Annotated in this window: 16 protein-coding genes and 1 tRNA gene; 14 read left to right on the top strand and 3 right to left on the bottom strand. The window is 71.8% G+C overall.

What is annotated here, in order from left to right; genetic code table 11:
• Positions 1 to 184 precede the first annotated feature (184 nt).
• From FKN01_RS19605 to FKN01_RS33285, 4 genes are all read left to right on the top strand, one after another.
• Positions 185 to 1,105, top strand: coding sequence for a MarR family transcriptional regulator (locus tag FKN01_RS19605; protein ID WP_143622367.1), 921 nt, complete (start codon positions 185 to 187; stop codon positions 1,103 to 1,105).
• A gap of 71 nt (positions 1,106 to 1,176) precedes the next feature.
• On the top strand, positions 1,177 to 1,629 hold the full coding sequence (locus FKN01_RS19600) for an ATP-binding protein (protein WP_143622365.1): 453 nt from the start codon (positions 1,177 to 1,179) through the stop codon (positions 1,627 to 1,629).
• Between the two features lie 16 nt (positions 1,630 to 1,645).
• A complete protein-coding gene (locus FKN01_RS19595) occupies positions 1,646 to 1,804 on the top strand; it encodes a hypothetical protein (RefSeq protein WP_185992909.1) in 159 nt (52 codons plus the stop codon).
• 122 nt (positions 1,805 to 1,926) lie between these two features.
• The gene (locus FKN01_RS33285) at positions 1,927 to 2,049 is read left to right on the top strand and encodes a hypothetical protein (protein WP_260696949.1); all 123 of its coding nucleotides are present in this window, start codon (positions 1,927 to 1,929) and stop codon (positions 2,047 to 2,049) included.
• A gap of 130 nt (positions 2,050 to 2,179) precedes the next feature.
• Here FKN01_RS33285 and FKN01_RS19585 read toward each other — a convergent pair.
• Positions 2,180 to 2,251: transfer RNA gene (locus FKN01_RS19585), tRNA-Arg, on the bottom strand.
• Between the two features lie 215 nt (positions 2,252 to 2,466).
• Here FKN01_RS19585 and FKN01_RS19580 point away from each other — a divergent pair.
• The 7 genes from FKN01_RS19580 (at position 2,467) to rho (ending at position 11,968) form a co-directional block, all read left to right on the top strand.
• The gene (locus FKN01_RS19580; RefSeq protein ID WP_143622361.1) at positions 2,467 to 2,880 is read left to right on the top strand and encodes a response regulator; all 414 of its coding nucleotides are present in this window, start codon (positions 2,467 to 2,469) and stop codon (positions 2,878 to 2,880) included.
• Positions 2,881 to 2,935: 55 nt separating this feature from the next.
• Complete coding sequence (gene nrtL, locus FKN01_RS19575) at positions 2,936 to 4,405, top strand: ArgS-related anticodon-binding protein NrtL (RefSeq protein ID WP_143622359.1); 1,470 nt, start codon at positions 2,936 to 2,938, stop codon at positions 4,403 to 4,405.
• Between the two features lie 25 nt (positions 4,406 to 4,430).
• A complete protein-coding gene (gene lysA, locus FKN01_RS19570) occupies positions 4,431 to 5,822 on the top strand; it encodes a diaminopimelate decarboxylase (RefSeq protein WP_143622357.1) in 1,392 nt (463 codons plus the stop codon).
• Between the two features lie 125 nt (positions 5,823 to 5,947).
• A complete protein-coding gene (locus tag FKN01_RS19565; protein WP_185992908.1) occupies positions 5,948 to 7,258 on the top strand; it encodes a homoserine dehydrogenase in 1,311 nt (436 codons plus the stop codon).
• Positions 7,259 to 7,264: 6 nt separating this feature from the next.
• On the top strand, positions 7,265 to 8,335 hold the full coding sequence (gene thrC / locus FKN01_RS19560; protein WP_143622355.1) for a threonine synthase: 1,071 nt from the start codon (positions 7,265 to 7,267) through the stop codon (positions 8,333 to 8,335).
• A 295-nt stretch (positions 8,336 to 8,630) separates the two neighbouring features.
• On the top strand, positions 8,631 to 9,548 hold the full coding sequence (gene thrB / locus FKN01_RS19555; protein ID WP_143622353.1) for a homoserine kinase: 918 nt from the start codon (positions 8,631 to 8,633) through the stop codon (positions 9,546 to 9,548).
• Positions 9,549 to 9,952: 404 nt separating this feature from the next.
• A complete protein-coding gene (gene rho, locus FKN01_RS19550; RefSeq protein WP_143622352.1) occupies positions 9,953 to 11,968 on the top strand; it encodes a transcription termination factor Rho in 2,016 nt (671 codons plus the stop codon).
• A 117-nt stretch (positions 11,969 to 12,085) separates the two neighbouring features.
• On the opposite strand, the gene FKN01_RS19545 is transcribed toward rho, so the two are convergent.
• Positions 12,086 to 13,528 (bottom strand): CCA tRNA nucleotidyltransferase, encoded by a 1,443-nt coding sequence (locus FKN01_RS19545; RefSeq protein WP_143622350.1) that lies wholly within the window; start codon positions 13,526 to 13,528, stop codon positions 12,086 to 12,088.
• Positions 13,529 to 13,709: 181 nt separating this feature from the next.
• On the opposite strand from FKN01_RS19545, the gene FKN01_RS19540 reads away from it, so the two are divergent.
• The 3 genes from FKN01_RS19540 (at position 13,710) to FKN01_RS19530 (ending at position 20,041) form a co-directional block, all read left to right on the top strand.
• Positions 13,710 to 16,007: a DUF6049 family protein gene (locus tag FKN01_RS19540; RefSeq protein ID WP_143622348.1), complete on the top strand. Its 2,298-nt coding sequence runs from the start codon at positions 13,710 to 13,712 to the stop codon at positions 16,005 to 16,007.
• Positions 16,008 to 16,056: 49 nt separating this feature from the next.
• Positions 16,057 to 18,207, top strand: coding sequence for a murein biosynthesis integral membrane protein MurJ (murJ, locus tag FKN01_RS19535; RefSeq protein ID WP_143622346.1), 2,151 nt, complete (start codon positions 16,057 to 16,059; stop codon positions 18,205 to 18,207).
• Between the two features lie 133 nt (positions 18,208 to 18,340).
• Positions 18,341 to 20,041 (top strand): protein kinase family protein, encoded by a 1,701-nt coding sequence (locus FKN01_RS19530; RefSeq protein WP_143622344.1) that lies wholly within the window; start codon positions 18,341 to 18,343, stop codon positions 20,039 to 20,041.
• A gap of 85 nt (positions 20,042 to 20,126) precedes the next feature.
• Here FKN01_RS19530 and FKN01_RS19525 read toward each other — a convergent pair whose 3' ends face one another.
• On the bottom strand, positions 20,127 to 20,591 hold the full coding sequence (locus tag FKN01_RS19525) for a DUF2690 domain-containing protein (RefSeq protein WP_185992907.1): 465 nt from the start codon (positions 20,589 to 20,591) through the stop codon (positions 20,127 to 20,129).
• Positions 20,592 to 20,731: the final 140 nt, after the last annotated feature.

Raw genomic sequence — 20,731 nt, 5'->3', positions numbered from 1 at the left:
CGGGAAAGGGAAAACCTCCCGCCCTCCCCACCCCGTCACGGCCAGCAAGTATGACTAATAGTGAGCGAGTTGCAGCGGAAAGTCGCGACTGCTTACGGTGCCCCCAACGAAACGACCCCGACGCGGTGTTAGCGCACCGGCCGGGGTCTGACCCAAGATCGACCACACAGAAAGACCCGATCTCATGGCTGCCCAGCACTTTAGTCCCGCCCTACCCGCGCCCGAAGCGCCGCGCCCGCACCGCACCGCCAAGTCCGGCTACGGCAAGCAGGCCGCCCCGGGGCAAGGCCCTTCCCGCCCCGCCGACTTCGCCTCCCTGCCCGAGCGCGAGCGGTACATCGCGGGCTACATCGACCGCCTCCCCGAGGGCGCCGCGATGGACATCAAGTCGCTGGCCAAGGACCTCCCGCTGTACGGCCAGATGGCCATCGGCTCCGCCCTGCGCGCGCTCGCCGTGGCCGGACACCTGCGCCGCGTACGGCGCCGGGTCGAAGGGGACGGCGCGTGCCGGTGGGTGACGTACACCTACTGGTCCCGGACCGCCCACGACAACGAGTGGTGGACGGCCGCGCTCTCCGGCGGGACCGCCACCCCGGAACCCGCGCCGGTGGCCGCGCCCTTGAGGGCCGCCGCCCCCGAGCCGCCCGCGCCGCCGAAGCCGGAGCCGGAAGTTCCCGGCGCACCCTCCGCCGCCTACCGCGCCCTCGCCGGACTCGGCCGCCGCGACCCCCGCCTGGCGCTCTCCGCCGCCGACTGCGCCGCCCTGGAACCGCTGGCAGCCGCCTGGTTCGCACGCGGTGCGAGCGCCGAGCACCTGACGTCCGCCCTCACGGCCGGACTCCCGGAGCCCGTCACGCACCCGCTCGGCCTGGTGCGCCGCCGCCTCACGGACAAGATGCCGCCCCACATCCCGGACGCGCCCCGCCTCGCGAGCGGCCTCCGGGTCGAGTGCGTCGAATGCGGCCGGCCCGGCCCGGCGGACGCCCTGCCGGACGGCCTCTGCCGCCCGTGCCGGGGCCCGCAGACACAGGCACCGGCCCCGGACACCGCCGACGGGGTCCCGCCCCGCGTCGCCGGGCTCCGGGAGCTGATGCGGACACCGTGAACGCGTACGCTCACCCTGAGTACGCAGGTGATCACTGGTGCGCACCATGGACGTACCGCCAGATTGTCGGCATGACACCACTGCCCATCGCGGTCGCCCCCCAAGCTCCGGCCGCCGCCGACGCGTTCACCCAGCGCTTCAGCTCCACCCCGCGCGGCGCCCGGCTCGCCCGTCGCCTCGCCCTGCACCAGCTCGACGCCTGGGGCGTGCCGCACGGCAGCACGGCCTCCGACACCGCCGCCGTGCTCGTCGCGGAACTCGCCGCCAACGCCGTCACCCACGGCCGCGTCCCCGGCCGCGACTTCGAGCTGACCCTGCGGCTCACCGGCCGGACCCTCCGCATCGAGGTCTCCGACGCCCGAAGCGAACGCCGGCCGCCCGCCGGGGGCCTGGCCGTCCCCGCCCCGCTCGCCGAGGACGGGCGCGGGCTGCTCCTGGTGTCGGCGCTCGCCGCCCGCTGGGAGGTGCTGGACCGCGTGCCGGTGGGCAAGACGGTCGCCGCCGAGCTGAAGCTGCCGGGCTGACGACGGGGTCGCCGGGGTGCACGGACCACGGCAGATCCGCACGGACCAGGCGTGGTTCTGGACGGAGCGGTGGCAGGCGGGTGAGCGCGAGGCGAGCGAGGACATCGCCGCCGGGCGCACCATCCGGCACGAGGACGTGGACGAGATGTTCGCGCACCTCGCCGAGGAGAACTGACCCCGACCCCTGGGAGGCAGAAGTCCGTGCCGGACGCGGCCAGCGGGCGGTTTCGGCCCGGCCTCCGGGTCAAGCCGGTCCAGGGAGTACCGCTCCCGGCCGGTGCACGTCCCGTCATGGAGATGACCTGGGCGCCCGACGGGCGTGCCACCCGGCAGTACGCGGACGAGTTCCGCGCGGGTGAGCCGCACATCGTCCGGCGCCGGGTCGGCGGGCACGAGATCTTCGATCCCGGCCCCGCTTGACGGACAGAGGGCCGCGCGCAGCGGGGTGCGGCCCTCTGTGCTTTCCATCGGCACCCGCCCGCACATACGCGAAGACCCCGACCTCAGCGTTTCCGCTGATGGCGGGGTCTTTTCGGCACTTCCTGCGAAGTGCCCCCGGCAGGATTCGAACCTGCGCACCCGGCTCCGGAGGCCGATGCTCTATCCCCTGAGCTACGGGGGCGTATCGCCGTGCTGCTCTGCGACGGGTGAAACACTACCAGCTCTCGCGGGGTGCCCGTGAACAGGTATTCCGCGTCATCGCGCGAGGGCGCGTGCCCCCTCGTACGCACATCCGGCCATCCCCGGGAGCCTCCTCCGGGGGCGGAAGTGGGCAAAACCCGGACGCAGCCCCTCCGCCGCCCCTACTCTCGAAGGGTGTCTGGGGCATGCGGCCGCGTGCTTGTTGTCGACGACAACAAGGTCATCCGGCAGTTGATCAGGGTCAATCTCGAGCTGGAGGGCTTCGAGGTCGTGACCGCGGGCGACGGTGTCGAGTGTCTTGATCTCGTGCACCGGGTCCGCCCCGACGTGATCACGCTCGATGTCGTCATGCCCCGGCTCGACGGCCTCCAGACCGCCACCCGGCTGCGGTCCGACCCGCGCACCGGGCACCTGCCGCTCGCGATCGTCAGCGCCTGCACGCCGTACGAGGTGGACCACGGGGTCGCCGCCGGGGTGGACGCGTTCCTCGCCAAGCCGTTCGAGCCGGGGGAGCTGGTGATGCTCGTGCGCCGGCTCGTCGAGCGCGGCCGGCCGTCCGTGCCGGCCGCCGGGCCGGGTGCCGGGCGGGCGGAGAGCGCCGCCGGCTGACCGCATGGCGAAACCGGTTCGCGGAGGGCCCCCCTCCCTCCCATACGCTTGTCCCGTGACCCCCGTCGATCTCTCCACGACCGTGCTGCACGCCGTGCGCCGCGCGGTCCGCGAGGACGCCCTGCGCGGGCCCGTGCCCGCGCGCGTACGGGTGGAGAGGACCCGGCCCGGCGGGCGCGGCGACTACGCCAGCGCCGTCGCGCTCCAGCTCGCCGGACCCGCCGGCCTCGCCGCCCGCGAGGTCGCCGAGATCCTGCGCGACCGGCTCGCCGGAGCCCCCGGGGTCGCCGGAGTCGAGATCACCGGACCCGGCTTCCTCAACTTCACGCTCGACGCCGCCACCGGCGCCGCCGCCCACCGCGACCTCGTCCACCGGGTGCGGGAGCAGGGGGAGCGGTACGGATACGGGGACGCCCTCGCCGGACAGCGGTCGCGGCTCGTCCACGCCCGCGAGGTCCGGGCCGCCGTCACCGCCGACGCCGTCCGCCGCCTCCTGGCCGCCCAGGGCGCCGACGTAAGCGTCAGCTGCGCGGGGGCACCGGACCCGGACTGGACGCTGCTCGGGGTCGCCCTCGGCGCGTACGGAGAGCCACCCCACGCGGACCGGGCGACGCCCCACGCGGACCGGCCCACGCCCCACGCGGACTGGCCGACGCCCTACGCCGTCGGCGCCTGCGGGCAGCAGCCCGGCGCGGACCGGGCGGCGGCTCGCGCCGTCGGCGCCTGCGGGCAGGAGCCTGGCGTGGACCGGCCAGCGCCGGGCGCCGTCAGCGGCGACCAGCCGCGCACCGCCGCCGACGCGGAGGCCGCCGCCAACGCGGAGCACGCTGCCGCCCCCGCCGCCGCCAACGCGGAGCACGCCGCCGCCGACGCGGAGGCCGCCGCCAACGCGAAGCGCGCCGCCGCCGACGCCCCGGAGCGCGCCGCCGACGCGGTGGTCGCCGCCAACGCGGAGGTCGCCGCCAGCGCGAAGCGCGCCGCCGCCCCCGCCCCCCCCCCCATCCCCCCCGCCCCCGCCGGCGCCCCCGCGGGGGCCCGGCGCGCCCGGCGCGGCCCGGACGCCGCCCGCTGGGGCCTTCTCCGCGCCGCCGGGCACGACCGGGCCGGCCTCGGGCCGGAGCTCATCGCGCAGACCGAGGCCAACGCCCTCTTCCGCGTCCGCTACGCCCACGCCCGCGCCCGTGCCGTCGTCCGGGAGGCGGCGCGGCTCGGGGTCGCCGTCGCGGGGCATGACGAGGACATCGACGCCACCAAGGCGTCCACCGCCCTGCTCACGCTGCTCGACGCGTACCCCGCCGTCCTCGCCGCCGCCGCCCGGCACCGCGCCCCCGACCGGCTCGCCCGGCACCTCGAAGCGGTCGCCGCCGCCTTCTTCGACTTCCACGACGCCGCCCCACCGCTCCCCGTCGGGGACGAGAAACCCTCGGCCGCCCACCGCTCCCGGACGGCCCTCGCCGAAGCCGCCGGGACGGTGCTGGCCGGCGGCCTGTCCCTGCTCGGCGTCAGCGCGCCCGAACACCTCTGAGCACCCGAGAGAGCAGAACCACACGATGAGCCGATCCGCCCACCCCGCCGGACCCCGTCACGCCGACGTCGTGTCCGACGGCCACTACCTCGCCCCCGCCGACGACCTCAACGTCCTCGACGAGAAGGTCTGGTCCCGCACCGTCACCCGCGACGAGCACGGCGCCCTGACCGTCGGCGGGCTCACGGTCGCCCGCCTCGCCGAGGAGTTCGGCACCCCCGCCTACTTCCTGGACGAGGCGGACTTCCGGGCCCGCTGCCGCGCCTGGTCCGACGCCTTCGGACCCGGGGCCGACGTCTTCTACGCCGGCAAGGCGTTCCTCTCCCGGGCCGTCGTGCGCTGGCTCAAGGAGGAGGGGCTCAACCTCGACGTCTGCTCGGGCGGCGAGCTGGCCACCGCGCTCGACGCCGGGATGCCCGCCGAGCGCATCGCCTTCCACGGCAACAACAAGACCGTCGAGGAGATCGAGCGGGCCGTCGCGGCGGGCGTCGGCCGCATCGTCCTCGACTCCTTCCAGGAGATCGTCCGCGTCGCCCACGTCGCGCAGGGCCTCGGCAAGCGCCAGCGCGTCCAGATCCGGGTCACCGTCGGCGTCGAGGCGCACACCCACGAGTTCATCGCCACCGCCCACGAGGACCAGAAGTTCGGCATCGCGCTCGCCGGCGGACAGGCCGCCGAGGCCGTGCGCCGGGCGCTCACCCTGGACGGGCTCGAACTCGTCGGCATCCACTCCCACATCGGCTCCCAGATCTTCGACATGGCCGGCTTCGAGGTCTCCGCCCGCCGCGTCGTGCAGCTGCTCGCCGAGGTGCGCGACGAGCACGGCGTCGAACTGCCCGAGATCGACCTCGGCGGCGGCCTCGGCATCGCGTACACCTCCGAGGACGACCCGCGCGAGCCGCACGAGATCGCCAAGTCGCTCGGCGACATCGTGACCCGCGAGTGCGAGGCCGCCGGACTCGCCACCCCCCGCATCTCCGTCGAGCCCGGCCGCGCCATCGTCGGCCCGACCGCCTTCACGCTGTACGAGGTCGGCACGGTCAAGCCGCTGGAGGGCCTGCGCACCTACGTGAGCGTCGACGGCGGCATGTCGGACAACATCCGCACCGCGCTGTACGACGCCGAGTACAGCGTCGCGCTCGCCTCGCGGACCTCGGACGCCGAACCGATGCTCGTCCGGGTCGTCGGCAAGCACTGCGAGAGCGGCGACATCGTGGTCAAGGACGCCTACCTGCCGTCCGACCTGGCCCCCGGCGACCTGATCGCCGTGCCCGCCACCGGCGCGTACTGCCGCTCCATGGCGAGCAACTACAACCACGCCCTGCGCCCGCCGGTCGTCGCCGTGCGGGACGGGGAGGCGCGGGTGATCGTCCGGCGCGAGACGGAGGAAGATCTCCTGCGTCTCGACGTCGGCTGACGCCCTATTTCCGGGGGCGTACCACGGTATCCCCGTAAACATCTCAGGATCCGGACGGGTGGCGGGAACACCCGTCCGGTGAGTGAGACTGGTCCGTACTACAGGTGTAAAGGAAACGAGGTCGGATGATGCGTACGCGTCCGCTGAAGGTGGCGCTGCTGGGCTGTGGTGTGGTCGGCTCAGAGGTGGCGCGCATCATGACGACGCACGCCGAAGACCTCGCCGCGCGCATCGGCGCGCCGGTGGAGCTCGCCGGTGTCGCCGTCCGCCGGCCCTCCAAGGTGCGCGAGGGCATCGACCCCGCCCTGATCACCACGGACGCGACCGCCCTGGTCAAACGCGGCGACATCGACGTCGTCATCGAGGTCATCGGCGGCATCGAGCCCGCCCGGACGCTGATCAGGACCGCCTTCGAGCACGGCGCGAGCGTCGTCTCCGCCAACAAGGCCCTGCTCGCCGAGGACGGCGCCGCCCTGCACGCCGCCGCCGAGCAGCACGGCCGGGACCTCTACTACGAGGCCGCCGTGGCCGGTGCCATCCCGCTCGTACGGCCGCTGCGCGAGTCCCTGGCCGGCGACAAGGTCAACCGGGTGCTCGGCATCGTCAACGGCACCACCAACTTCATCCTCGACAAGATGGACACCAGCGGCGCCGGCTACTCCGAGGCGCTGGACGAGGCCACCGCCCTCGGTTACGCGGAGGCCGACCCCACCGCCGACGTCGAGGGCTTCGACGCCGCCGCCAAGGCCGCGATCCTCGCCGGGATCGCCTTCCACACCCGCGTCCGCATCGGCGACGTGCACCGCGAGGGCATCACCGAGGTCACCGCCGCCGACATCGCGTCCGCCCGCCGGATGGGCTGCACCGTCAAGCTCCTCGCCATCTGCGAGCGCGCCGCCGACGGCGCCTCCGTGACGGCCCGCGTGCACCCCGCGATGATCCCGCTCAGCCACCCGCTCGCCTCGGTGCGCGAGGCGTACAACGCGGTGTTCGTGGAGGCCGAGGCGGCCGGGCAGCTGATGTTCTACGGCCCCGGCGCGGGCGGGGCGCCCACCGCGTCCGCGGTCCTCGGCGACCTCGTGGCCGTCTGCCGCAACAAGCTCAACGAGGCCCCCGGCCCCGGCGAGTCCGCGTACACGCGCCTGCCGGCGAGCCCGATGGGCGACGTCGTCACGCGGTACCACATCAGCCTCGACGTGGCCGACAAGCCGGGCGTGCTCGCCCAGGTCGCCACCGTCTTCGCCGACCAGGGCGTGTCCATCGATACGGTCCGCCAGCAGAGCCGGCCGGACAGTCAGGAAACCGACGGCGAGGCCTCTCTCGTCGTCGTCACCCACCGCGCGTCCGACGCCGCCCTCTCCGGGACCGTCGAGGCGCTGCGCAAGCTCGACACCGTGCGCGGTGTCGCCAGCATCATGCGTGTTGAAGGGGAGTAAGGACCCATGACCACCAAGGGCACCCACCAGTGGCGCGGCATCATCGAGGAGTACCGGGACCGTCTCCCGGTCACGAGCACGACGCCGGTCGTCACGCTCCGTGAGGGCGGTACGCCGCTCGTCCCCGCTCAGGTCCTCTCCGAGCGCACGGGCTGCGAGGTGCACCTCAAGGTCGAGGGCGCCAACCCCACCGGTTCCTTCAAGGACCGCGGCATGACCATGGCCATCACCCGGGCCAAGGAGGAGGGCGCGAAGGCCGTCATCTGCGCCTCCACCGGCAACACCTCCGCCTCGGCCGCCGCCTACGCGGTCCGGGCCGGCATGGTCTGCGCGGTCCTCGTGCCGCAGGGCAAGATCGCGCTGGGCAAGATGGGCCAGGCGCTCGTGCACGGCGCCAAGATCCTCCAGGTCGACGGCAACTTCGACGACTGCCTGACGCTGGCCCGCTCGCTCTCGGACAACTATCCGGTCGCCCTGGTCAATTCGGTCAACCCGGTCCGCATCGAGGGCCAGAAGACCGCCGCGTTCGAAATCGTCGACGCGCTCGGCGACGCCCCGGACATCCACGTCCTGCCGGTCGGCAACGCGGGCAACATCACCGCGTACTGGAAGGGCTACACCGAGTACGCCGGGGACGGCATGTCGACGCACAAGCCGCGCATGTGGGGCTTCCAGGCGTCCGGTTCCGCGCCCATCGTGCGCGGCGAGGTCGTCAAGGACCCGTCGACCATCGCGACCGCGATCCGGATCGGCAACCCGGCCTCCTGGAACTACGCGCTGGCCGCGCGGGACGAGTCGGGCGGCTTCATCGACGAGGTGACGGATCGTCAGATCCTGTCCGCCTACCGCCTGTTGGCCTCCCAGGAGGGCGTCTTCGTGGAGCCCGCTTCGGCCGCGTCCGTGGCCGGTCTGCTCAAGGCCGCCGAGGAGGGCAAGGTCGACCCCGGCCAGCGCATCGTCTGCACGGTGACCGGGAACGGCCTCAAGGACCCCGACTGGGCCGTCGCGGGCGCCCCGCAGCCCGTCACCGTCCCGGTCGACGCGGCAGCCGCCGCCGAGAAGCTGGGCCTGGCGTAACCGCGTGACGCGTCCCCCGGGCCGGTCCGCACGACGGCCCGGGGCAGCACGCGACGACTCGTCAGAAAGGGCCTCCTACCGGCCCTTTTCGGCAACAAGAGCGCACCACGGGCGTGCGACACGCATCGTGCGCCTCCTGTGCGCCCTATGTCGCCACAGAACCTTCCTTCGATAAGCTGTACCCAACCCGCCCCGCCGCTTCTGCCGGGGTGCCCGGGCCGTTGCGGCTCCCCCGAAGAATCCCGCCCGCAGCCCCCGAAATCCCCGCCGCCTCACAAGGAGAGTCGTCACAGCGATGGCCGGTCCCGCCTTCCGAGCCGCCGCCGTCCGGGTGCGCGTCCCCGCGACCAGCGCCAACCTGGGCCCCGGTTTCGACGCCCTCGGCCTGTCGCTCGGCCTCTACGACGACGTCGTCGTCCGCGTCGCCGACTCCGGACTGCACATCGACATCGCCGGTGAGGGCGCGGACACCCTGCCCCGCGACGAGCAGCACCTGCTCGTCCGGTCCCTGCGCACCGCCTTCGACCTGCTCGGCGGACAGCCCCGCGGCCTGGAGATCGTCTGCGCCAACCGCATCCCGCACGGACGCGGCCTCGGCTCCTCCTCCGCCGCCATCTGCGCCGGAATCGTCGCCGCCCGTGCCGTGACGACCGGCGGGGACGCCCGACTGGACGACGCCGCGCTGCTGGAGCTCGCCACCGAGATCGAGGGCCACCCCGACAACGTCGCGGCCTGCCTGCTCGGCGGCTTCACGCTCGCCTGGATGGACGGCGGCTCGGCCCGCGCGATCAGGATGGACCCCGCTGATTCCATCGTTCCGGTGGTTTTCGTCCCCGGCAAGCCGGTGCTCACCGAGACCGCCCGCGGCCTCCTGCCGCGCACCGTCCCGCACGTCGACGCCGCGTTCAACGCCGGCCGTGCCGCCCTCCTGGTCGAGGCCCTGACCAGGCGCCCCGAGCTGCTGCTCACGGCCACCGAGGACCGGCTGCACCAGGACTACCGCGCGCCCGCCATGGCCGAGAGCGTCGAACTCGTGGCCCGGCTGCGCGCCGAGGGCGTGCCCGCGGTCATCTCCGGCGCGGGACCGACGGTGCTGGCCCTGGCCGGGGACGGCGCGGCCGACAAGGTCGCCCGACTGGCGGGCGAGGGATGGGCGGCCAACCGGCTCGCTCTCGACGCGCAGGGCGCGTGCGTCCTGCCGCTGGCCTCGTAGCCGCGAGGCCACTGGCCGAGAAGTGATTGCCGGTGAGTGAGAGGGGGAATGTTTGTTGGAGCCGGTAGTGTTAATCTCAAGTCTGCAATCGACGTCCATGAGGCGCGTTGCTCCGTGTCCCCTTCGGGACCACCATTTCTTCCGGGAGCCTCCCCAACTGCCTGAGCAGCCTGCCTGAGCAGTTGCGAGCACGCTCCGGAACCGGCACGACACCCCTCCGTTCGTCCAGGAGTGGGCCGAGCAGGGGGATGCTCGCGCCGGGCACATGAACACCCCATCTCTCCGCCGTTCCATCCGGCGGACCACCGCCCCGGCACGGGCCACACCAACCGAGGACCGCAGCCGGACAGCACAACCGGTCGCCGAGCCAGAAGGCCGACGTCCGCTCCAGGGAAGGACCCTTCGTGAGCGACACCACCGATCTGATGGGCGTGACTGCCGACAAGAACGTCGACAGCCCCGCGCCCGCCGAAGGTGCTGCCACTGGCACCACCGCACGGCGCCGCCGCTCCGGCACCGGCCTTGAGGGCATGGTCCTGGCCGAGCTGCAGCAGGTCGCGTCCGGCCTCGGCATCAAGGGCACCGCGCGGATGCGCAAGAGCCAGCTGATCGAGGTCATCAAGGAGGCCCAGGCCGGCGGCGGCTCCTCCGCCCCCAAGGCCAAGGCCCCCGCGGCCCCCGCCGAGGCGACGGAGACCAAGCCGAAGCGCCGCGCCACCTCCAAGGCGCGCACCGGCACCGACGAGGCTCCGGCCGCCGCGCCCGCCGACAAGGCCACGGCCCAGCAGCAGATCGACATCCCGGGCCAGCCGGCCAGCGACGACCAGCCCGCGGGCGAGCGCCGTCGCCGCCGCGCCACCGCGCAGGCGGGCAGCCCGGAGAGCAAGCCGGACGCCAAGGCGCAGACCAAGGACCGCGCCCAGGACGAGCCGAAGCAGGAGCAGAAGCACGAGGCGCCCGCCGAGGACCGCTCCGCCGACTCCAAGGCCGAGTCCGGCGCGGACAACAACGCCGAGGGCCGCCGGGGCGACCGCCAGCGCGGGGACCGCGGCGAGCAGCGCCGCGACCGCCAGCGCGACGGCCGGCGCGGCAAGGGCGACGACCAGGGCGGCAACCGCCGGCAGGGCGGCGGCCAGAACCAGGGCGGCAACAACGGCCCGCAGGACGACGGCTTCGACGACGAGGGCGGCCGGCGCGGCCGACGCGGGCGCTACCGCGACCGCCGCGGCCGTCGCGGGCGCGACGACTTCGCCGACGCCCCGCCCGTCTCCGACGACGACGTCCTGATCCCCGTCGCGGGCATCCTGGACATCCTCGACAACTACGCGTTCATCCGGACCTCCGGCTACCTGCCCGGCCCGAACGACGTGTACGTCTCGCTCGCCCAGGTCCGCAAGAACGGCCTGCGCAAGGGCGACCACGTCACCGGTGCGGTGCGCCAGCCCAAGGACGGCGAGCGCCGCGAGAAGTTCAACGCGCTGGTCCGCCTCGACTCGGTCAACGGCATGGCGCCCGAGTCGGGCCGGGGCCGCCCCGAGTTCCAGAAGCTGACGCCGCTCTACCCGCAGGACCGGCTCCGCCTGGAGACCGACTCCAACGTCCTGACGACGCGGATCATCGACCTGGTCGCCCCCATCGGCAAGGGCCAGCGCGGTCTGATCGTGGCCCCGCCGAAGACCGGCAAGACCATGATCCTCCAGGCCATCGCCAACGCGATCACGGTCAACAGCCCCGAGTGCCACCTGATGGTCGTCCTGGTGGACGAGCGTCCGGAAGAGGTCACCGACATGCAGCGGTCGGTGAAGGGCGAGGTCATCTCCTCGACCTTCGACCGCCCGGCCGAGGACCACACCACCGTCGCCGAGCTGGCCATCGAGCGCGCCAAGCGCCTCGTGGAGCTGGGCCACGACGTGGTCGTCCTGCTCGACTCGATCACCCGCCTGGGCCGCGCGTACAACCTCGCCGCCCCGGCCTCCGGCCGCATCCTGTCCGGTGGTGTCGACTCGACCGCGCTCTACCCGCCGAAGCGCTTCTTCGGTGCCGCGCGCAACATCGAGGACGGCGGCTCGCTGACCATCCTGGCCACCGCGCTGGTCGAGACCGGCTCGCGCATGGACGAGGTGATCTTCGAGGAGTTCAAGGGCACCGGCAACATGGAGCTCAAGCTCGACCGCAAGCTCTCCGACAAGCGGATCTTCCCGGCGGTGGACGTCGACGCGTCCTCCACCCGCAAGGAGGAAATCCTCCTGGGCGGCGAGGAGTTGGCGATCGTCTGGAAGCTGCGCCGGGTGCTGCACGCGCTCGACCAGCAGCAGGCCATCGAGCTCCTGCTCGACCGGATGAAGAAGACCCAGTCGAACGCGGAGTTCCTGCTCCAGATCCAGAAGACCACGCCGGCCCCGGGCAACAACAACGACTAGTCGTCGCCCCTCCGGCAGCACACAGGGCCGCCCCCCCCCCGCCCGGGGGGGGGGGGGGCCGTCCTCTTTCACCCCACCCCCCCCCCCCCCCCCACGCTTCGAGCGGCAGCGAGAGCGTCAGCTCTGCGCCTCCCACCACTTCTTCAGTTCCGCGACCGCCGCGTCGTGCTCCAGCGGGCCGTTCTCCAAACGCAGTTCCAGCAGGAACGCGTATGCCTTGCCGATGACCGGCCCCGGGCCCACACCCAGGATGCGCATGATCTCGTTCCCGTCCAGGTCCGGCCGGATCGCGTCCAACTCCTCCTGAGTCTTCAGCTGGGCGATGCGCTCCTCAAGGCCGTCGTAGGTCCGCGAGAGAGCGGCGGCCTTGCGCCTGTTCCGCGTGGTGCAGTCCGACCGGGTCAGCTTGTGCAGCCGCTCCAGCAACGGGCCGGCATCACGTACGTAGCGGCGCACCGCGGAGTCGGTCCACTCACCGTCGCCGTAGCCGTGGAAGCGCAAGTGCAGCTCCACCAGTTTCGAGACGTCCTTGACCATCTCGTTGGAGTACTTGAGGGCCGTCATGCGCTTCTTGGTCATCTTGGAGCCCACCACCTCGTGGTGGTGGAAGGAGACTCGCCCGTCCTTCTCGAAGCGCCGGGTTCTCGGCTTGCCGATGTCATGGAGGAGAGCGGCGAGACGCAGAACGAGGTCAGGACCGTCCTCCTCCAGGTCGATCGCCTGCTCCAGAACGGTCAGGGAGTGCTCGTACACGTCCTTGTGCCGGTGGTGCTCGTCACTCTCCAGCCGCAGCGCCGGAAGCTCGGGCAGGACCTGCTGGGCCAGCCCCGTCTCGACGAGGAGAGCCAGTCCCTTCCGGGGGTGCGCGGAGAGCAGGAGCTTGTTCAGTTCCTCGCGCACGCGCTCGGCGGAGACGATCTCGATCCGGCCCGCCATCTCCGTCATGGCGGTGACGACCTCGGGGGCCACCTCGAAGTCGAGCTGTGCGGCGAACCGTGCCGCTCGCAGCATGCGCAGCGGATCGTCGGAGAACGACTCCTCAGGCGTCCCGGGCGTACGCAGGACACGCTCGGCCAGGTCCTTCCGCCCGTCATGGGGGTCGATGAAGTCCTTCTCGGGCAAAGCGACGGCCATGGCGTTGACCGTGAAATCGCGCCGCACGAGGTCGTCCTCGATCGAGTCGCCGTAGGACACCTCCGGCTTGCGCGAGGTCCTGTCGTACGCCTCCGACCGGTACGTCGTGACCTCGATCTGGTAGCCGTCCTTCTGCGCCCCCACCGTGCCGAAGGCGATCCCGACCTCCCACACGGAGTCGGCCCACGGCCTGACGATCTTCAGCACGTCCTCGGGGCGGGCGTCGGTCGTGAAGTCCAGGTCGTTCCCGAGCCTGCCGAGAAGTGCGTCACGGACCGAGCCGCCGACCAGTGCAAGACTGAATCCGGCATCCTGGAATCGGCGGGCGAGATCGTCGGCGACCGGGGCGACGCGCAGCAGCTCACTCACTGCGCGGTGCTGCACCTGGGTCAGAGCGCTGGGGTTGTCTTCGTTGGCGTTCGGCACAACAGAAAAGGGTACGTGCCCGGGCCGGTCCGGGCGGCACCCATTTCCTCCGCCCTGCGAGACTCTCCCGATCATGCAGCGCACTCCCCGGCACTTAGTCCCGACGCACCTCGTTACCATGCGGGGACGCAGCAACGGACGACGATCCACAGCAGTTGACGATGACGAGGGACGGGTACGCGTGGCCGAGGCGGCAGACTTCCAGGGGATGCATCCCTCTCCTGCCCGCCGGTGGCTGCGGCGCACAGCCACCGCGCTCGCCGGGGCGCCGCTCGTCGCCGCCCTGCTGGCCGGTGCCTCCGCCCCGCAGGCCCGGGCCGACGCTCCGGCCAAGGCCCCGACGGGGTCCAGCACGGTGTCCGTGTCCCTGGACGAGATCACCCCGAGTGCCCCGGAGAAGGGGGACACGCTGCGGATCTCCGGGACGCTGACCAACAAGGGCAAGGAGACGGTCACCGACGCACAGGTCGACCTGCGCGTCGGCCCCCGCCTCTTCAGCAGGACCTCCATCGACGCGGCCGCTCGGCGCACCGGATACCTGCCCGGTACCGACCCCTATCCGATCGGGGGCAAGTACACGGTCGAGATCGACAAGCTGCGCTCGGGAATCAGCCAGGACTTCACGCTGTCCGTTCCCGTCAGCAAGCTGGGTCTCGGGGACGACGGGGTCTACCAGCTGGGCGTCTCGCTGTCGGGCCGCACCTCGCACACCGTGTACGACCAGGTGCTCGGCATCAAGCGGACCTTCCTCCCCTGGCAGGACGGCGACCGCGATTCCAAGATCGGCATCAGCTACCTCTGGCCGCTGATCGCGTCCGCGCACCTCACGGCGGAGACCGGCTCGGACGAGCAGCAAACCCCGGTGTTCGCCGATGACGACCTTGCCGCGGAGATCGCACCGGGCGGCCGACTCGAACAGATGGTCTCCTTGGGCAGCCGGCTGCCCGTGACCTGGGTCATCGATCCGGATCTGCTGGCCAGCGTCGACGCGATGACCAAGCCCTACCGGGTCAAGTCCGGTGACACCACGGTCGCCGGGACGAACCAGGACGTGGCCAAGAAGTGGCTGACCTCGCTGGAAGCGGCCGTGTCCGAGGGCAAGGTGGTGGCCCTGCCCTTCGGCGACCCGGACCTGGCCTCGATCGCCCACCGCGGCAAGAACGTCTCCGGGACCCTCAGCCATCTGCAGACCGCCACTGAGGTCGCCGGAATGACGGTGGAGACCATCCTTCACCTCAAGCCGTCCACCGATTTCGCCTGGCCGGTCGACGGCGCGGTGGACCCCTCGATCGTGGACGTCGCCACCTCGGCCGGCGCCCACCATGTGATCGCCCGCAGCGACAGCCTCGGCGAGACCGGCAATCTGGTCTACACGCCTTCCGCCGCCCGCCCGATCGGCGGCGGCACCACGGCGGTCGTCTCCGACGCGAGGCTCTCGACGGCCTTCCAGGGCGACATGGGCAACGCGGGGAGCTCCACGCTCGCCGTCCAGAAGTTCCTCGCCCTGACCCTCGCCCTCGCCGAGCAGGACACCGACAAGGACCGGTCCGTCGTCGTGGCGCCCCAGCGCACGCCGACGGCCGCTCAGGCACAGTCGATGGCACGCGCCATCGACGCACTGGACGACGACCGCTGGACGAAGTCCGAGGGCCTGGCTCAGGCGGCGGCGACCAAGCCGGACTCCAAGGCCACCACCGCCGTACCTCCGGCATCCCGGTATCCGAAGAAGCTGCGCCGCCAGGAGCTGCCCACGCAGGCGTTCCAGGACATCAAGTCCATCCAGTCCTCGCTCAACAACTTCCAGGTCATCCTCACCCACCCCGAGCGGGTGGTGACGCCCTTCGGCAACGCCGTCAACCGGTCCATGTCGACGTCGTGGCGGGGGAGGCCGCTGAGGGCCCAGCAATACCGGGACTCGGTCCGCACCTACCTGCAAGGGCTCGTCGGCGAGGTCCAGCTCGTCCCGAAGTCGGACATCACCCTGTCCGGCCGGAGCGCCACGATTCCCGTGACCGTGCAGAACAGGCTGCTGCAGGATGTCGAGCACCTGGTGCTGCGGCTGAAGTCCGACAACGCGACCCGGCTCAAGCTGAACGACGGCGGCAGCGTCGCGGAGCAGCCCATCGAGATCGGGGCCGGGCACAGCCAGTCCGTGAAGTTCGACGCGGCGGCCAACATCAACGGCCAGGTCCAGATGACCGCGCAGCTCTACACAGAGGACGGGACTCCGTACGGCGAGGAAATGGCCTTCACCGTCAAGGTCTCCGAAATCACCCCGACGGTGCTTCTGGTCATCGCCGGCGGGCTCCTGCTGCTGGTGCTGGCCGGCATCAGGATGTATGCACATCGCAAGCGCGCCAACGCGGGCGGCGCGGCGGGCGACGACGGCAGTGAACCCGAGCAGCCGAGTGACCCGACGCCGGACACCGGTCCCGAAAGCGCGGAGCCGTCGGGCACGGGTGAGAAGGTGGACCGTTGAGCGATGTCTGTCGTGGCCGGTCGGCCGGGGACGATGAGGTGGGGTTTCGATGAACGCGCCGTACGACGGTGACCGCGGTCAGGGTGCGGGCGGGGCCGGGTACTCCGGCGGCCCTCCGGTACCCCCTGACCCGCAACCGGCGCCGGACCCGTATCTGCAGTCCGCGTACTACTACGACCCGTACCGGGCTCAGGACCTCGCTGCCCAGGACCCGGTGGACGAGGCGCTGTACGACCGCGCCGCGCATCCGCCGCCGCCCCCCGGCACCTACCAGCAGCCGCAGCCGCTCTACCAGCAGCCCCCGGCTTCCCAGTACGCCCCCGACCCCCGTATCTGGGCCCAGACGCCGCCGCCCGAGCCCGCCGGGCCCTCGCGCCACCTCCCGTACGGCGACAATGCCGCGACGACCCAGTTCGTGGGCGTGGACGACCTCGTCACCCAGGCCGCCGCGAACCGCGACGAGCCCGATGCCTTCGCCCACCTCTTCCGCGACCAGGAGGGCCCCGCGCACCCGGGCACCCCTCCGGCGCCGGCCCGGCCCGAGCCCGCCCCGGCGCCGGCCAAGTCCGGTGGCCGCGCCTCCAGCCTGCTGAAGTCCAGCGCGGTCATGGCGGCCGGGACGCTCGTCTCGCGCCTCACCGGCTTCGTCCGCAGCCTGGTGATCACCGCGGCCCTGGGCGCGGCCCTGCTCGGCGACAGCTTCACCATCGCCTACACGCTGCCCACGATGATCTACATCCTCACCGTGGGCGGCGGCCTCAACTCCGTCTTCGTCCCCCAGCTCGTCCGCTCGATGAAGGACGACGAGGACGGCGGCGAGGCATACGCCAACCGGCTGCTGACCCTGGTGATGGTCGCCCTCGGCCTCATCGTCGCCGTGGTGGTCTTCGCGGCCCCCTTGCTGATCCGGCTGATGTCCTCGACGATCGCGGACGACCCGGCGGCCAACAACGTCGCCGTCACCTTCGCCCGCTACTGCCTGCCCACGATCTTCTTCATGGGCGTGCACGTCGTGATGGGCCAGATCCTCAACGCCCGCGGAAAGTTCGGCGCGATGATGTGGACCCCGGTCCTGAACAACATCGTCATGATCTTCACCTTCGGGATGTTCATCTGGGTCTACGGCACGTCCCACGAGTCCCACATGGGCGTGGACACGATCCCGCCGGAGGGCGTGCGGCTCCTCGGCATCGGCACCCTGCTCGGTCTGGTCGTGCAGGCGCTGGCCATGGTCCCGTATCTGCGCGAGGCCGGCTTCCGCTTCCGTCCGCGGTTCGACTGGCGGGGCCACGGGCTGGGCAAGACGATAAAGCTCGCGAAGTGGACGGTGCTGTTCGTCTTCGCCAACCAGGCCGGTGTGCTGGTCGTCACCCAGCTCGCGACCTCGGCCGGCAAGGCGTCCGGCCAGAACGGCGCGGGCTTCCTCGCCTACTCCAACGCCCAGCTGATCTGGGGCATGCCCCAGGCGATCATCACCGTCTCGGTCATGGCCGCCCTGCTGCCCCGGATCTCCCGGGCCGCCCACGACAACGACCCCGGCGCCGTCCGCGACGACATCTCGCAGGGGCTCCGCAACTCCGCCGTGGCCATCGTCCCGGTCGCCTTCGCGTTCCTCGCCCTGGGTGTGCCGATGTGCACCCTGCTCTACTCGTCCAGCGGCCCCGAGGCCGCTCGCTCCATGGGCTTCATCCTGATGGCCTTCGGCCTCGGCCTGATCCCCTACTCCGTGCAGTACGTGGTGCTGCGCGGGTTCTACGCTTACGAGGACACCCGTACGCCCTTCTACAACACCGTCATCGTCGCCCTGGTCAACGCGGCGGCTTCCGCCCTCTGCTACGTCGTGCTGCCCGCCGAGTGGGCCGTGGTCGGCATGGCCGCCTCGTACGGCCTGGCCTACGCCGTCGGCGTCGGGATCGCCTGGCGCCGGCTGCGCAACCGCTTGGGCGGCGACCTCGACGGAGCGCATGTGGTCCGCACCTACGCCAGGCTGTGCCTCGCCGCACTGCCCGCCACCGTGCTCGGCGGGGCCGTGGGCTTCGGCCTCCTGCGCGTGCTGGGGGACGGCGCGTTCGGCTCGCTCGTCGCCCTGGTCTGCGGCGGTGCCCTGCTGCTGGGAGTGTTCTTCGTCGCGGCGAGGAGAATGCGGATCGAGGAGATCAACGGCATGGTCGGCATGGTCAGGGGACGGCTCGGCCGCTGAGACCGGCCGGCCCGCACAACCATCGCCGGTCTCCGCGTGTCGTGCATAGCGCCGGAGTGTGGGCACAATTGGCGTGACTGTGCAGAGCAGAGCCGGCTGGCATCGCGCAACGGATGGGGAGGCAGGAACGACGGTGGCGGAACGTAGCACGGCTGCCGTCGACGTGGCCGACAACAGCGGGAACGAGCCGCTGACCGCCAAGGCGGACGAGGCCACGACCGACGGTACGGCAGAAGCGCAGGACGCGGCGGACACCGACTCCCAGGAGGAGAACGGCGAGAAGGCCGCAGCGAAGACCTTCCCGGCCGCCCCGGATCTGCACAGCGGTCACAAGCTGGCCGGACGGTACCGGCTGGAGGAATGCGTCACCCGTCTGGACGGGTTCAGCAGCTGGCGTGCCGTCGACGAGAAGCTGCGGCGCGCGGTGGGGGTGCACCTCCTGCCCGCCGACCACCCGCGGGCGCGCTCGGTCCTGGCCGCCGCCCGGTCCTCCGCGTTGCTGGGCGACCCGCGCTTCGTGCAGGTCCTCGATGCCGTCGAGGAGGACGAGCTCGTCTACGTCGTCCACGAGTGGCTTCCGGACGCCACCGAGCTCACAGCCCTGCTGGGCGCCGGCCCGATGGACGCCCACGACGCGTACCAGCTCGTCAGCCAGGTCTCCCAGGCCATGGCGGCCGCGCACCGGGAGGGCCTGGCCCACCTGAGGCTCACCCCGGGGGCCGTGCTGCGCAGCTCGTCCGGCCAGTACCGCATCCGCGGCCTCGCGGTGAACGCCGCCCTGCGGGGCATCACATCCGACGGCCCCCAGCGCGCCGACACGGAGGCGATCGGGGCCCTGCTGTACGCCGCGCTGACCCAGCGCTGGCCGTACGAGAGCGATGCGTACGGGCTCACCGGCCTGCCCAAGGGCATGGGACTGCTCCCGCCCGACCAGGTGCGGGCCGGAGTCCACCGGGGCCTCTCCGAGATCGCCATGCGGGCTCTCGCCAACGACGGCGCCACGGCGTCCCGCCAGGAGCAGCCGTGCACCACGCCAGACGAGCTCGCCAAAGCCGTGGCGGCCATGCCCCGCATCCCCCCGCCCGAGCCCGTCTTCACCGCACCGCCTGAGTACCAGCGGACCACCTACCAGCAGGGCACGTACGGAAGGCCGGCGGCGGCCGGTGCCGTCGTCACCCAGCCCGTCGCGCCGGTGCCCCCCGCGCCCCTGCAGAGCCGCACCGGCAAGGCGCTGAAGTGGGCCGTGTCCGCGCTGCTGATCGCCGCCCTGGGCCTGGGCAGCTGGCAGCTCGCCGAGACGCTCATCGACCGGGACAACAACTCGGGCGGCGACCCCGGCACCACTCAGTCCAATCCGGAGAACAACGACGCCCCGCCGGTCGAGAAGAGCAAGCCCGTCCCGATCGTCACCGCCCAGGACTACGACCCGCTCGGCCCCGACGGCAGCGAGAAGCCGCAGAGCATAGGAAACGTCTACGACGACGACCCGAGCTCGTACTGGTACACGGACTGGTACGCGTCGGCCGACTTCGGCAGGCTGAAGGAGGGCGTCGGCGTCGTCCTCGACCTCGGCAAGACACAGCGCGTCGGCAAGGTGGACGTGTCCTTCCTCGGCGGCGCCACCTCGGTCGAGCTGCGGACCGCCGACGGCTCCACAGTGCCGGCCAGCCCCACCGGCTTCGCCACGGTCGCCCAGGGATCCGGAACCCAGGTGTCGCTGAAACCCGCCAAGCCGGTGCGAGCACGGTTCCTGCTCGTCTGGCTCACCAAGCTCCCGCCGAGCGGCGAGGGGAACTTCCGAGGGAAGGTCTCGGACATCAAGGTCACCAGCTGACGGCTTCGGCCAACGGAAATGGGGCTGAGCCGAATCCGAAGATCCGGCCCAGCCCCATTTCCTTGCCCGCCACCCGATTCGGCGGTCAGTACGAAGGCGTCTTCGAGTGGAGACTCACGTTGTCGTACTGGGACCAGCCTTCCGCGTACGAGGAGAGCGGGTCCTTGTCGTACACCATCGCGGTGTAGCAGGTATAAGCACCGAGCGACGAGCTGTAGGAAAGCTTCGCGCAGTTATAAGATTTACCGTCTGAGTTCCGCACGATCTGGGCCTTTCCCCACACGTCCTCGGAGAGGCTGATCCGAGCCCACGCGGTGTGGCACTTGACGCTGTACCGCAGCTCAACGGCGCCGAGCGTCCAGCTGGAGGTGCCGATCCGGGCGCGCTTCACGGTGGTGGCGTCGCCGGCGCACCCGGCGGAAATGGGATTCTTTCCGTCCATCGAATAGGTGGCCGCCTGCGCGCTCCCCGGAAGCAGCGCAACCAGCACGGGTGCGGTGAGAACAGCCGGAAGCACCTTTCCCAGGTATCGCTTCACATGCTTCTGCATCACAAGGTCCCCTTTCTCATTTCCCTCAATATAGGGCGGACAGGGCACCTCCGAAGCGGGAGCGAATCGCGCCTTTTATCATTCATACAATCGAACCGACCTCGCCATTTACTTCCCGGCGTGGATCGGTTTGAATGCAC

The organism is Streptomyces sp. 130, from assembly GCF_007096885.1.
Classification (GTDB): Bacteria; Actinomycetota; Actinomycetes; order Streptomycetales; family Streptomycetaceae; genus Streptomyces.
This window is presented reverse-complemented; position numbering and strand designations above follow the sequence as displayed.

Excerpts from the sequence above, each read along its gene's own strand:
- FKN01_RS19605 (WP_143622367.1), top strand. The coding sequence starts at position 185 with ATGGCTGCCCAGCACTTTAGTCCCGCCCTACCCGCGCCCGAAGCGCCG.
- FKN01_RS19600 (WP_143622365.1), top strand. The coding sequence starts at position 1,177 with ATGACACCACTGCCCATCGCGGTCGCCCCCCAAGCTCCGGCCGCCGCC.
- FKN01_RS33285 (WP_260696949.1), top strand. The coding sequence starts at position 1,927 with ATGACCTGGGCGCCCGACGGGCGTGCCACCCGGCAGTACGCGGACGAG.
- lysA (WP_143622357.1), top strand. The coding sequence starts at position 4,431 with ATGAGCCGATCCGCCCACCCCGCCGGACCCCGTCACGCCGACGTCGTG.
- FKN01_RS19565 (WP_185992908.1), top strand. The coding sequence starts at position 5,948 with ATGATGCGTACGCGTCCGCTGAAGGTGGCGCTGCTGGGCTGTGGTGTG.
- thrC (WP_143622355.1), top strand. The coding sequence starts at position 7,265 with ATGACCACCAAGGGCACCCACCAGTGGCGCGGCATCATCGAGGAGTAC.
- thrB (WP_143622353.1), top strand. The coding sequence starts at position 8,631 with ATGGCCGGTCCCGCCTTCCGAGCCGCCGCCGTCCGGGTGCGCGTCCCC.
- murJ (WP_143622346.1), top strand. The coding sequence starts at position 16,057 with ATGAACGCGCCGTACGACGGTGACCGCGGTCAGGGTGCGGGCGGGGCC.
- FKN01_RS19525 (WP_185992907.1), bottom strand. The coding sequence starts at position 20,591 with ATGCAGAAGCATGTGAAGCGATACCTGGGAAAGGTGCTTCCGGCTGTT.